Source organism: Citrobacter sp. MGH103 (genome assembly GCF_001034475.2).
Lineage (GTDB): Bacteria > Pseudomonadota > Gammaproteobacteria > Enterobacterales > Enterobacteriaceae > Citrobacter > Citrobacter freundii.
The window spans coordinates 3,151,587-3,165,327 of the sequence record NZ_CP073043.1; the positions used below are offsets into that span (position 1 = coordinate 3,151,587).

Genomic DNA, 13,741 nt, shown 5'->3' on the forward strand with positions numbered 1-13,741 from the left:
CCTTCCTGGTGTAATATCGCTGCAGATCCCCTGCTGTATGGTTAAAAAAGGAACCAAAAAGGATGCTTTTTACGCTGAAGAAAGTGATTGGCGGTATGATGCTGCCACTTCCGCTAATGCTCATTATCATGGGTATAGGCCTGGCGCTGCTCTGGTTTAGCCGCTTTCAAAAAACAGGGAAAGTGTGCATTAGCCTGAGTTGGCTGGCGCTGTTACTTCTTAGCTTGCAACCCGTCGCTGATAGCCTACTGAAACCGATTGAGGACAGCTATCCAACCTGGCAGGATACACAAAAAGTGGAATACATTGTGGTGCTGGGCGGAGGGTATACCTGGAATCCTCAGTGGGCACCAAGTTCAAACCTAATCAGCAACAGTCTTCCGCGTCTGAATGAAGGTATTCGCCTCTGGCGTGCTAATCCGGGATCGAAGCTTATCTTTACCGGTGCTGCGGCAAAGAGCAATAGCGTCAGTACTGCAGAAGCGGGAGCCCGCGTAGCGCAGTCACTGGGTGTGCCACCCGGTGATATCATCACGCTGGATAAACCTAAAGATACTGAAGAAGAAGCCGCAGCAGTTAAGCAGGCCATCGGCAGCGCGCCGTTCCTGCTGGTGACCTCCGCATCGCACTTACCACGAGCAATGATTTTCTTCCAACAGGCTGGACTACACCCGTTGCCCGCGCCGGCTAATCAGTTAGCAATTGATTCACCGCTAAATCCGTGGGAACGCGCGCTCCCCTCTCCCGTCTGGTTGATGCACAGCGATCGCGCTGGTTACGAAACATTGGGTCGCATCTGGCAGTGGTTAAAAGGTTCAGGCGAGCCACGGCAGCAGTGATTTCGTTGCCAGATCAAAGTTGGTGCGATTAAAACGTCCGGTGTTGACTAGTTGCGCCACCTCATCCCATAACACATACAGCCAGCGCCGCCAGATGAAGGACTCCGCCACGGGCGCGCGTTGCAGGTATTGCCAAAGCAGGCTTTCCGCCAGCGCGTTATCCATTAAACGGAACAATTCATACTCTCTGGGCGCCCACAGCATCAACCCCGGTCCCACCATGGCCAGTAGCTGATCGCTACGGGCGTCTTTGAGCATGCTACGTAAACTGAAATTACCGTGGATCAGTACGCAGTTATCATTGAATCCTTCAAATAAAGCGGGTAAACACTCACGGGTACGAAACAGGATCCGCTTATCCTGCATCGTCAAGCCAGTATTGTTGAACTGATTTAACGTGGTCCACAGCACCTCAACACGCTGGCGATACCAGGATGGCCAGATATTCTCTTGCGTGTTATCCACCATTCCCACGCAGCCACGGCTATCCTGCCGATGCCATGACAGCAGACCTTCTACGATCTGATCTCTTAAATGTTCCCAGCGTTCGGGCGTTCGGGCTGGCGCTTCCACCGGCACACCCCGTAAACGCTCAAGCAGTAACACATCGGGGCCGGGATGCTCTTCGTGGGTTAAGACCCCGTAAATGACGGGCATACGCACCGTACCGCTGCGCGCTAACATGGAGGTTTTCCATGCCAGTTGCTGCGCCATACCTGGCGTGGTGAAACTTCTCGCCATCAGCGGCATCGGATTTCCCTGGCTGTCGTACAGTGACCACAGGGCCGTATCCACTTTTTCATTCACGCATTCTATACGACTGAGTTTTTCGCCCAGCAGGTGGCTGAGTTCGGCACGCAACTGTTCCATTTCAGATTGCCCTCATAAATGCTACTGCTTTCATAATGAGCGTCGGGCAGACAGATGTCACCCGGATGAGATCAATTGATGAAAAGAAAAGTGGAGGGAAAGCGCAACGATACGACACTCCTCCCAAAAATACGCATCAATATGGGGGAGTGCCGTGAGAAAAACTAAGGCATTTCGGCGCGAACGCGCTCGAGATCTTCGGTAGTGTCTACGCCGGTACCCGGGACTTCTTTTGCGACGGCGACGTGAATTTTTTCACCGTACCACAGCACTCGCAGCTGCTCCAGCATTTCGATATGCTCAAGCGGGCTAGGCTGCCAGTTAACATAGCGGCGAATAAAACCGGCGCGATAGCCGTAAATGCCCAGATGGCGCAGGAAGGTGTCCCCCACCGTTTCCAGACTTTTGGCGAAACGATCGCGATCCCATGGGATGGTCGCGCGTGAAAAATAGAGCGCATATCCTTCAGCGTCCAAAACGACTTTTACCGCATTCGGATTAAATGCCTCTTCCGCACTGTGAATCGGAGCCGCAAGAGTCGCCATACCGACCTGACGTTGCGCCAGATTCTCAGCCACCTGGCGAATAATGACCGCCGGAATCATCGGCTCATCACCCTGTACGTTCACAATAACGGTATCATCGCTAAAACCACATTTCTCGACGACTTCCGCCAGGCGTTCCGTACCAGACTGGTGATCGGCGCGGGTCATGCATACTTCCCCCCCCACCGCTTCTACCGCGCGAGCGACATCCTCGTGATCGGTGGCCACGATGATACGTTCAGCACCAGATTCACGCGCACGCTCCAGGACATGCACGATCATTGGCTTGCCGTTGATATCCAGTAGCGGCTTGCCCGGCAGACGAGTGGACGCATAACGCGCAGGAATAATGACCACAAAACTCATGATTTACTCTCATCAGCAGTCAGAACGCGGGCTTCGGTTTCCAGTAACACAGGAATGCCATCACGCAGTGGGAAAGCAAGGTTATCCAGTTTACAAATCAGTTCCTGTTTTTCCTGGTTAAACCAGAGTTTGCCATTGCATACCGGGCAGGCAATGATTTCAAGTAGACGATGATCCATAGTTCCTCCAGATGGACCGGATTGTGAATCCGTAAATATTAACATAATCGCTTAAAGGGCTGGTTCTATTTCCCAACCATGGCGTGCATCAGCAAATAAACCTTCAGGATAACGTCCCAGCGTAACGCGTGTTGCCTGCTGCCAGCGGGCAAAATCGTCAATCGCCTGAAACAATCCTTTTTGCAAAGTCACCCCAGGCTTAACCCCATCCTGTAACCACAGCGAAATCACGTCCAGCACGCCCGTTTTACGGTGCATTTTGGCATCCATTCGCCCAACCAACTGCCCGCGGTGCAGCAACGGCAAGACGAAATAACCGTACTGACGTTTTGGTGCTGGCGTGTAACACTCCAGCCGGTAGCTAAAATCGAATAGCTGCTCTGCCCGTTTACGATCCCAAACCACCGGATCAAAAGGCGATAACACTGCGCTGTGGGTCGCCGTTAATTTGCCCGCCAGCGCCTGTTCGAGTAGCGGCTGAAGGTGGCTATGCAGCCATAGCGTTCCCAGCCCTTCAACGTCGACAGGAATAATCTGTTGCTGTTCCGCCCGTTCGTTGCACCAGTTTTTTAGCGCCGGGCGCTTCAGGCGGTAGTAGTCTGCCAGCCATTGTTCGCGGAAAATCCCCAGACTGCGGGCGCTGTTATCCAGCATAACGCTTTCAGCATCTTCCTGCGAAAGTGGGTCGCGTTCATCGTCCCAGTGTGGCATGACGCGATGGGTTAAATCATACACGCGCTGGAAATTACGCCGTTCCACCACCATCACTTTCCCGGCAGTGAACAGCCCTTCAAGATGACGCTTCTGCGGTTTCCATTCCCACCAGCCGCTGGTCCCCTTGCGTGGATGCTCAAAATCAGCAGATCGTACCGGTCCGTTATGCTGGATGTGCTGGAGCAGTTGCTCAATTTCATGAGCATGTTCTTTCATCCACGCCGCTTTATACTTCCAGCCCATATTCTCCGGGGCCAGCATGCGGTGACGTATCAGCATAAAATCGCTGCGCGGCAAAAAGCAGGCCTCGTGCGCCCAGTATTCCATCAGTTCGCCCTGCTGTAATGAGTCGTCCAGCCATTGGGGTGAATAATCTCCTAAACGACTAAACAGCACCAGGTAAGGACTTCGCGCCACAATATTGATAGTATCGATTTGCAGTAACGACATGCGCGAAATAGTCGCGAGAATATCTGCCGGGGTTGCCCGACGGCGTGTTTTTTTCAGCAGACCTTGAGCGGCAAGGTGAAGATGACGGGCATCCGTCAGAGAAAGGTGCGGCAACGACATCTATGGCCTCATAAATGATTCGCTGCCGCAGCGTGAATCAGTTAGCGAGTCAGCGAGATTAAACTATCCAGCAACACGTCAGGCCGATCGCCTGACAAATGAGCGTCAACAGGTAAATACCACCAGTTTTCATCGGCAAATGCCCGGCACTTAACCGCATCTTTTTCCGTCATCACCAGCGTTTGCCCGGCGTTTACAAACGCACTGACGTCACTGTAGGTCAGAGACTGATGGTCTGCCAGCGCAATGCTTTTTTGCACGCTAGCACCACATGCTTTCAACGTGGCAAAAAAACGCGGTGGATGGCCAATGCCCGCCATGGCGACAATATTGGGCAATTGCGATACATCACGGCGTTCACCTGTACGTAAGTTAACGGCCAGCCCCGGTTCAAGTCGCATAGGGATTTCCCCTGGTTGCGCAACGCCACCGTTAACAATAGTCGCATCCACCGATTTTAAGCGACCTGCGCGTTCCCGCATTGGACCAGCGGGAAGCCACCAGCCGTTGCCAAACCGACGTTCGCCGTCAATAACCACGATTTCAACATCTCGCGCCAGACGATAGTGCTGTAGCCCATCGTCGGTCACAATAATCTGCACGTCATGTTGGGCCAAAATGGCTTTTACCGCATCCGATCTTACCGGGGATACCGCTACCGGCACGCCGGTACGTTGGGCGATCAGCACAGGTTCATCACCCGCTTCTGCGGTAGTGGTCTCTGCGGTCAATAACAACGGGTAAGCAGCCGCTTTCCCGCCGTAACCACGCGACACCACGCCCACGCGAATCCCGCGTTGCTGCAGTTGTTCAACCAGCCAAATCACCACCGGTGTTTTGCCATTGCCGCCGGCTGTAAGGTTTCCGACCACCACAACAGGTACTGGCGCGCGCCAAGCGCGTTTCAGCCCAAGCTTGTAGCATAGACGGATCCCGCCACTCACCAGGCCATAAAGCCAGGAGAGTGGAAGTAACAATCGCCACAGCGGCGATTCACCAGACCAGATACGTGCGATCATTGACCGAATTGCATTTTGTGTAATTGCGCATAGACCCCGCGCTGCTCAATCAGGTCGCTATGGGTTCCGCGTTCGACAATCAGACCATCCTCCACCACGATGATTTCGTCGGCTTGTTCAATGGTTGAAAGACGGTGAGCAATGACCAGAGAAGTACGGTTTTTCTGTAGCTCATCCAGCGCAGACTGAATCGCACGTTCAGATTCGGTATCAAGAGCTGATGTTGCTTCATCAAGGATCAGAATTGGACTGTCACGCAACAAGGCACGGGCGATAGCGATACGCTGACGTTGTCCGCCGGAAAGCAGGACGCCGTTTTCACCAATCACCGTATCCAGACCATTATCCATCTTGTTGATGAAATCCATGGCGTAGGCCATCTGTGCCGCTTTTTCGATCTGCTCACGGCTGTACATATCGGTACGCGCGTAGGCGATGTTGTTGGCAACCGTATCGTTAAACAGGTGCACATTCTGCGAAACCAACGCAACCTGATCGCGCAGGGATGCCAGGGTATATTCGCGCAGATCGTGTCCGTCCATCAGAATCTGCCCTTCATCAATATCGTAGAAGCGCGTAATCAGGCTGGCGATGGTGGATTTTCCTGAGCCCGAACGGCCAACCAGAGCAACGGTTTTACCCGCGGGAATATTCAGGTTGATGTTATGCAGAGCCGGTACTTCACGTCCCGGATAGGTGAAAGTCACGTTGCGGAATTCGAGATCGCCGGTAGCACGCTCGATAACACGTTTACCTTCATCTTTCTCCTGTTCGCTATCCAGAATCGTAAATAAGGTCTGGCATGCCGCCATACCGCGCTGGAACTGCGCGTTGACGTTGGTCAGCGATTTCAACGGACGCATCAGCGCGATCATTGAGGAGAAGACAACCGTAATTGTCCCTGCCGTCAGGTTTTCCATTACGCTTGGGAAGCTGGCCGCATATAACACGAAGGCCAGAGCCAGAGACGCAATCAACTGGATGATAGGGTCGGAGATAGAAGAAGCGGAAACCATCTTCATACCCTGCAAACGCATCTTGTTGCTGACCTTATCAAAGCGCTTGGTTTCGACTTCCTGACCACCAAAAATCAGAACTTCTTTGTGGCCTTTCAGCATCTGCTCCGCACTGGTCGTAACCTGCCCCATAGTGTTTTGCATGTTTTTACTGATGCTACGAAAGCGCTTGGAAACCACACGGATCGCCACTGACACAATTGGCGCCAGTACAATCAGGATCAGTGACAGCTGCCAGCTGTAATAGAACATCATGATAAACAGGCCAATGATTGATGCCCCTTCACGTACCACGGTGATCAGCGCGCCGGAAGACGATGACGCGACCTGCTCTGAATCATAGGTAATACGTGACAACAGCGTACCTGTAGACTGTTTATCAAAAAAGGAGACTGGCATGCCCATCATATGACCAAACAGGCGGCGACGCATGGTCATGACCACTTTGCCTGACACCCATGAGATACAGTAGCTGGAGACATAACTGGTTAAGCCACGAACTATCATCAGCCCAATGACCACCAGCGGCATCCACAGCAGCACCGAACGATCCGTTTTACCAAAACCATCATCCAGTAATGGTTTAAGGAGCGATAACATGAAGGTATCGCTGGCCGCGTTAAGGACTAACGCTATACCCGCCACGATCAGACCCGATTTAAAAGGCGCTATGGTTGGCCATAGTCGGCGAAACGTCTGCCACGTAGAGAGATCTTTATCGTTATGCATTCAAAAAACCAGCATTTGTTAGAATAGCCGCATATTCTACCCGTTATCCTCCGACACGCCAAACCACTGATGATACCAACGAGGTAAAATCTGATCCCGCAAGCTGTGTATTCGCCAGTTTTTTTGGTAAAAATCCAGCGTAATCTGCCCCTGATGTGGTGTATCCAGCCATTGATAATTTTGTTTCCGATAACGTTGCTTCACTTTCCAGGATGGCAGACGCCAGGCGTTGTAACGAGATGCAGAGGCTAGTGCGGCCTGCCCGTCAACTCGCTGAATGAGTGCCAGTGATGATGAAGTATTGCTGCCATGATGCGGAACCTGTACCACCGTAGACTGCAGATGCTGCCAGTAGTGACTTAGCATTTTTTGTTCAGCGGGAGACTCAATATCGCCGGTCAGCAGAACACTCTGATACCCATCATCAACTTTAACCACGCAGGAGTGGTTATTCCCCTGCCCTGTATTTCCACGCACAGGCCAGTGCGCACTGAAGGTTAACCCTTGCCATTGCCAACGTTCTCCGCGAAAACACGGGAGGTGTCCTTTCCAGCCTAGCGGACTTCTTATCCATAGTGATGGCCAGACTTGTTGTAAGGAGTGCAACCCTCCCCGGTGATCCATATGTTCATGGCTTAAAATGACCCCTTCCGGCTCCAGATTATGCCAACGCAACCAGGGAATAATCAGCTGTTGCGCGCTATCGCCTTCAGGCCATGCCAGACCGGTATCGTAAAGCAGCGCTTTTCCATTACGCACAATCACCATCGCCAGCCCCTGCCCGACATCCAGCATATGCACTTGCCACACATCTGTACGCGGTGCACGCCAAAGCGGCCCACTCAGCAAAAGTAGCGCAGAGAAACAGACCACCGGTAGCGTAAGCAAGATATTTAGTCGCCATGCGGTAATCATCATTCCGGGTAAAAATGCGAGCCATTGCCAGCGTGCATCAATATTGATCCACCCTTCAGGCAGGCTCCTGAGCCCCCAAAATAGTAGCGCCAGAGAGCGATCCGCTAAATACCACAGATTCGATTCAATCATCACCAGTCCGGCTAAATGCACGATCATGCCTGCTAATATCAAGGGTACGGAAACAAACGTGACCAAAGGGACGGCAAACAAATTAGCCGGAAACGAGGTCAGACTAAAACCGTGAAACATTGCGATTTGTACGGGAAGAAGCAGAAGCGTAATACCCAATTGCAGATGAGCCAGCGCCAGAAATTGACGACCAGCACGCGACAGCGGCCAGTCCGGGAGCGGTACCCATTGGTACCAGAACAGCAGTGCCGCAACGGCGGATGCAGACAACCATAGGCTTTGCGAAAGAACGGCAACAGGATCCACCACCAGAATGGCTGCCAGACAGCAGATCCATACCGACCATCCGCTCCACTGCCTGCTGCTAAGTCTTAGCGCCCCCCAGACTAGCAGCGCAACAACCGTTCGTAATGCCGGGGGTTGCAGCCCCGTCAGCCAGGCATATAATGTGGCGCAGACAATCCCACCCACTAATGGAACCTGCCAGCAAATCCATCTGGCGGGCATAAAAAATTGTCCCGCGCGAATTATTCCGCCAGCCAGAAGTGCAGCAAACGCAATATGCAGCCCGGAGATTGCCATCAAATGAGCCGTGCCGGTATCACGCATAATCGTTTTCACCTCTTGTGACACGGACAAGCGCTCACCCATTCCCAGACCCAGTATGACCTGCTGCCAGGGATAGTCGGCGAGTACCGTTTTCAATGAGTCGAGAAATCGCGAACGCAAACTGCATTGTGGTGTGATAACCGAAGCCTGTAAGAATCGCCCCGTCAACGGTTGATGCTGCGCCAATGCGTAACGCTGGCTATCAAATCCGCCTTCGTTTAATTGACCGTGTACGGCGCGGACTTTCAATGTCATCGCCCATGTCTGACCCGCACAAACATCACCGGGTAAATACTGTCCGTACAAGACGATTCCTTGTGCAGGAAAGATTCGTCTCCCCTGAAGGTGAGTGATTTGGCCGTAGTGCGTTGTCATATTGTCAGTTCCGGTTATCTGCACAATGGCTTGCTGGGTTTTCGCAGGCAGCGTATTACCGGCCCACAGAGCCTCTTTCGCAGCCAGGATTCCCCAAAGAAAAAACAGCAGGGTTAGTCCGGCGGAACGTATGTATTTGTGGGGGAGAAAACAGAGCAGACATGCCAGACAAAATACAATGCCGATACACAACATGCCTGGCAGCGTAGGTAATAGCATGAGTGGGAGAATGCCGAATAATGCACACGTACTCACCGTTGTTATTTTCATCAATAACCTCCCTGTTATAGGGAGTGTGCAGTACTCTTCGACGGTTGTCTGGCATCAATTTATCGTTATACGACCTGAGTTCCGCAGACATTTAGTGGGGGTTGTAACGTACAAATTAACTGGGATGAGGATTCCAGGATAGGCGCACAGAAATGAAAAAAGCACCCATGCGGGTGCTTTTCTCGGCGTTAAGTCTCGCTAAAAACTTAACCGTAAATATTGGCGCGATCGCGCAGTTCTTTACCTGGTTTAAAGTGCGGAACGTATTTCCCTTCCAGATCCACTTTATCGCCGGTCTTCGGATTACGTCCGGTGCGTGGTGCGCGGTAATGCAAAGAGAAGCTGCCGAAACCGCGGATTTCAATACGCTCGCCCTGCGCAAGAGTCGAGGCCATATGTTCCAGCATCTCTTTAACTGCATCTTCAACCGCTTTCGCGGGAATATGAGGTTGCTGGGTTGCAAGTCTTTCAATCAATTCTGACTTGGTCATGATTCCTCCGGTTCCTTAAAGGCATAATTAGCTGCTGCATTGATTAAGGGCGGCCGTAGCCGCCCTTTGTCATTGATTACAGGACGAATCCTGTAATCTGTCAAGCTACTCGTCATCCTTTGTGCTGTTAACGGCACAAAGGATTTAGAGCACTCGATATTACTCGCCTTTAGCTGCTTTGAAAGCTTCAGCCATTGCGTTGTTAGAGAAGTTAGCATCTTCCTGTTTGTTAACAGTTGCGATTGCATCTTTCTCATCAGCTTCGTCTTTAGCACGAACAGACAGGCTGATTGCACGGTTCTTACGATCAACGCCGGTGAATTTAGCTTCAACGTCGTCGCCTACGCTCAGAACCAGAGTTGCATCTTCAACGCGGTCACGTGAAGCTTCAGAAGCGCGCAGGTAACCTTCAACGCCGTCAGCCAGTTCTACGGTTGCGCCTTTAGCGTCAACTGCAGTGACTTTACCGTTTACGATTGCGCCTTTCTTGTTCAGTGCAACCCAGTTGTTGAACGGATCTTCTGCGAGCTGTTTAACGCCCAGAGAGATACGCTCACGCTCTGCGTCAACCTGCAAAACAACTGCTGCGATTTCGTCGCCTTTTTTGTATTCACGAACTGCTTCTTCGCCTGCAACGTTCCAGGAGATGTCAGACAGGTGAACCAGGCCGTCGATGCCGCCATCCAGGCCGATGAAGATACCGAAGTCAGTGATAGACTTGATTTTACCTTCAACACGGTCGCCCTTGTTGTGGGTTTCCGCGAACTGCTGCCATGGGTTGTTTTTGCACTGCTTCAGACCCAGGGAGATACGACGACGTTCTTCGTCGATATCCAGAACCATAACTTCCACTACGTCGCCAACGTTAACAACTTTGGACGGGTGGATGTTTTTGTTGGTCCAATCCATTTCGGAAACGTGAACCAGGCCTTCAACGCCTTCTTCGATTTCAACGAAGCAGCCGTAGTCGGTCAGGTTGGTCACGCGACCAGTCAGTTTGGTACCTTCTGGATAACGCTTAGCGATAGCTACCCATGGATCTTCGCCCAGCTGTTTCAGGCCCAGAGATACACGAGTACGCTCGCGGTCGAACTTCAGCACTTTAACAGTGATTTCGTCGCCAACGTTTACGATTTCGCTCGGATGCTTAACGCGTTTCCATGCCATGTCGGTGATGTGCAGCAGGCCGTCAACGCCACCCAGATCAACGAATGCACCGTAGTCAGTGAGGTTCTTAACGATACCTTTAACTTCCATGCCTTCCTGCAGGTTTTCCAGCAGCTGATCGCGTTCTGCGCTGTTTTCGGATTCGATAACGGCACGACGGGAAACAACAACGTTGTTACGCTTCTGATCCAGCTTGATTACTTTGAATTCAAGCTCTTTGCCTTCCAGGTGCAGCGTGTCGCGGACCGGACGAACGTCTACCAGGGAACCCGGCAGGAACGCGCGAATACCATTCAGCTCAACAGTGAAGCCACCCTTGACTTTGCCATTGATAACACCAGTAACGGTTGCAGCTTCTTCGTAAGCTTTTTCCAGCGTGATCCAAGCTTCGTGACGTTTAGCTTTTTCACGGGACAGCAGGGTTTCACCGAAGCCGTCTTCTACTGCATCCAGAGCAACGTCAACTTCGTCACCAACCTGGATTTCCAGCTCGCCCTGGGCGTTTTTGAACTGCTCTGCCGGAATGGCGGACTCAGATTTCAGACCAGCGTCAACCAGTACTACGTCTTTGTCGATAGCAACAACAACACCACGAACGATGGAACCCGGACGGGTTTCGATTTCTTTTAAGGATTCTTCAAACAGTTGAGCAAAAGATTCAGTCATGTTTAATCTTCAGGTTTCATATTTAACGTCCACCTGGCTCCATGCCGGATGGGGTTGTTTAACATACCCGCTGTCAATCCATTGCAACGGGGGTACTGCAAATTCGGTCGCACTTAAGCGAGAGCCAGTTTTTGGCGCGCGTATTGTAACGCTTTTTCAATCACTTGCTCAATGCTTAATCGGGTTGAATCCAAAACTAAAGCATCAGCAGCAGGAACCAGCGGCGCTACAGCACGGTTACGATCGCGATAATCGCGTTCTTCGATCTCGGCCAAAAGGCGTTCAAAGTTAACACTAAAGCCCTTCTCCTGCAACTGTAGCATACGTCTATGCGCACGTTCTTGCGAGGAGGCGTCCAGAAAAATTTTCACCGGCGCATCCGGGAACACCACGGTCCCCATATCACGTCCATCAGCAATCAGACCTGGGGTTTCGCGAAATGCGCGTTGACGACGTAAAAGCGCTTCACGCACGCGAGGAAACGCCGCGACCTGAGAGGCGGCATTCGCCACTTCCTGGGTACGGATTTCACCGCTGACATCCTCACCTTCAAGAATAACTTCAAGGTTGCCGTCTGTTGAGATAAAACGCACATCAAGGTGTGAGGCAAGCGGTACCAGAGCATCTTCAGATGTTACATCAACATGGTGATGTAACGCTGCGAGCGCCAGTACGCGGTAGATCGCGCCTGAATCTAACAGATGCCACTGCAATGCTTCCGCCATTGCCTTGCACAAGGTGCCTTTTCCTGCACCACTTGGGCCATCAATGGTAATAACCGGGGCAATTGCCGTCATCTTTTTCTCCTTAAACGGGCGTACATTAACGTGAACGCCGCGCATTATACGCGCCAACGCCAACGATCGTTATCTTTGTGTGAAAAATGCAGAATCATTGAAGCTGAGTGTAGAATAAATAGGCAATCGGAGATGTCAGAATGTGCCGCACCCGAAAGTGCGGCAATGAAATCAGGCAGATGTACTAATACGCGCCAGCTGTTCGAAATAATCCGGGAAAGTTTTGGCGGTACATTTTGGATCAAGAATGGTCACAGGCGTGTCAGACAGCGCCACCAGCGAGAAACACATCGCCATGCGGTGATCGTTGTAGGTCGCGATGTCCGCAAATTGCAATGTTGCAGGCGGGGTGATGCGGATAAAGTCATGCCCCTCTTCCACTTCCGCGCCCACTTTGCGTAACTCCGTCGCCATCGCGAACAGACGATCGGTCTCTTTGACGCGCCAGTTGTAGATATTACGTAATGTCGTGGTGCCTTTCGCAAACAGCGCCGCCGTTGCAATGGTCATCGCCGCATCAGGAATATGGTTCATATCCATATCCACTGCGTTCAACTCGCCGCGAGTACAGGCAATAAAATCGTCGCCCCATGTAATGGTAGCACCCATTTTTTCCAGTACATCGGCAAAACGAATATCACCCTGCATGCTGTTACGGCCAATCCCGGTAACTTTTACCGTACCGCCTTTAATGGCACCCGCCGCGAGGAAATAGGAAGCGGAAGAAGCATCACCTTCAACCAGGTATGCACCCGGTGACTGGTACTGCTGCTGCCCCTTCACGACAAAGCGCTGGTAGTTTTGATTTTCAATTTCAACACCAAACGTTTTCATCAGGTTCAGTGTGATATCAATGTAAGGTTTGGATACCAGGTCACCTTTAATTGCAATCGTCGTATCCTGCGGCGCAAGCGGCGCAGTCATCAGCAGCGCAGTGAGGAACTGGCTGGAAACGCTACCGTCTACCTCAACCTGGCCTCCGGTAAAGCCACCGCGCAGACGTAAAGGTGGATAGTTTTCCTGCTCCAGATAGTCAATTTTGGCTCCGCCCTGGCGCAGCGCATCAACCAGATGGCCTATCGGGCGCTCTTTCATGCGCGGTTCGCCCGTCAGCACGATGTCATTGCTGCCCAGACATAGCGCTGCGGCCAGCGGGCGCATTGCGGTTCCGGCATTACCAAGGAACAGTTCCACTGAGCCTTGCGCATGTAATGCACCACCATTGCCAATAATCTCGCAGCGGGTACGATCAGCAGAAAGGGTATAGCTAATCCCTAACACATTCAGAGCATTGAGCATATGGCGAACATCATCGCTGTCCAGCAGGTTGGTCAGGACAGTGGTGCCATTGGCTAATGCGGCCAGCAGCAAAGCGCGGTTAGAAACACTTTTGGATCCAGGCAGATTGATTGTGCCATCCACCCGCGCAATGGGTTGTAACGTCAGGGATTCCATGAAACTCGACTCTCAAA

12 protein-coding genes are annotated in these 13,741 nt (G+C 52.0%); 1 reads left to right on the forward strand and 11 read right to left on the reverse strand.

What is annotated here, in order from left to right:
- Positions 1-62: 62 nt before the first annotated feature.
- On the forward strand, positions 63-839 hold the full coding sequence (gene elyC, locus SK33_RS15260) for an envelope biogenesis factor ElyC (RefSeq protein WP_048219168.1): 777 nt from the start codon (positions 63-65) through the stop codon (positions 837-839).
- On the opposite strand, the gene SK33_RS15265 is transcribed toward elyC, so the two are convergent.
- From SK33_RS15265 to aroA, 11 genes are all read right to left on the reverse strand, one after another.
- Entirely contained in the window at positions 816-1,709 is an 894-nt protein-coding gene (locus SK33_RS15265; RefSeq protein WP_048219169.1) for a YcbJ family phosphotransferase, read from the reverse strand. The genes elyC and SK33_RS15265 overlap by 24 nt on opposite strands.
- A gap of 164 nt (positions 1,710-1,873) precedes the next feature.
- On the reverse strand, positions 1,874-2,620 hold the full coding sequence (gene kdsB, locus SK33_RS15270) for a 3-deoxy-manno-octulosonate cytidylyltransferase (protein WP_003035796.1): 747 nt from the start codon (positions 2,618-2,620) through the stop codon (positions 1,874-1,876).
- Positions 2,617-2,799, reverse strand: coding sequence for a protein YcaR (gene ycaR, locus SK33_RS15275; RefSeq protein ID WP_003035793.1), 183 nt, complete (start codon positions 2,797-2,799; stop codon positions 2,617-2,619). Before ycaR ends, kdsB begins: the two co-directional genes overlap by 4 nt.
- Before the next feature lie 51 nt (positions 2,800-2,850).
- Positions 2,851-4,083: a winged helix-turn-helix domain-containing protein gene (locus SK33_RS15280; protein WP_048219170.1), complete on the reverse strand. Its 1,233-nt coding sequence runs from the start codon at positions 4,081-4,083 to the stop codon at positions 2,851-2,853.
- 41 nt (positions 4,084-4,124) lie between these two features.
- The gene (gene lpxK / locus SK33_RS15285; protein WP_048219172.1) at positions 4,125-5,102 is read right to left on the reverse strand and encodes a tetraacyldisaccharide 4'-kinase; all 978 of its coding nucleotides are present in this window, start codon (positions 5,100-5,102) and stop codon (positions 4,125-4,127) included.
- Positions 5,099-6,847: a lipid A ABC transporter ATP-binding protein/permease MsbA gene (msbA, locus tag SK33_RS15290; protein ID WP_048219174.1), complete on the reverse strand. Its 1,749-nt coding sequence runs from the start codon at positions 6,845-6,847 to the stop codon at positions 5,099-5,101. Before msbA ends, lpxK begins: the two co-directional genes overlap by 4 nt.
- A 36-nt stretch (positions 6,848-6,883) precedes the next feature.
- Positions 6,884-9,148: a ComEC family protein gene (locus SK33_RS15295; RefSeq protein WP_048219175.1), complete on the reverse strand. Its 2,265-nt coding sequence runs from the start codon at positions 9,146-9,148 to the stop codon at positions 6,884-6,886.
- A 206-nt stretch (positions 9,149-9,354) separates the two neighbouring features.
- Positions 9,355-9,639: an integration host factor subunit beta gene (gene ihfB / locus SK33_RS15300; RefSeq protein WP_003035780.1), complete on the reverse strand. Its 285-nt coding sequence runs from the start codon at positions 9,637-9,639 to the stop codon at positions 9,355-9,357.
- Between the two features lie 159 nt (positions 9,640-9,798).
- Positions 9,799-11,472, reverse strand: coding sequence for a 30S ribosomal protein S1 (gene rpsA / locus SK33_RS15305; RefSeq protein WP_003035776.1), 1,674 nt, complete (start codon positions 11,470-11,472; stop codon positions 9,799-9,801).
- A 113-nt stretch (positions 11,473-11,585) separates the two neighbouring features.
- Positions 11,586-12,269, reverse strand: coding sequence for a (d)CMP kinase (gene cmk, locus SK33_RS15310; protein WP_003035772.1), 684 nt, complete (start codon positions 12,267-12,269; stop codon positions 11,586-11,588).
- A 171-nt stretch (positions 12,270-12,440) separates the two neighbouring features.
- Positions 12,441-13,724, reverse strand: a complete 1,284-nt coding sequence (gene aroA, locus SK33_RS15315; RefSeq protein WP_003836893.1) for a 3-phosphoshikimate 1-carboxyvinyltransferase — start codon at positions 13,722-13,724, stop codon at positions 12,441-12,443.
- Positions 13,725-13,741: the final 17 nt, after the last annotated feature.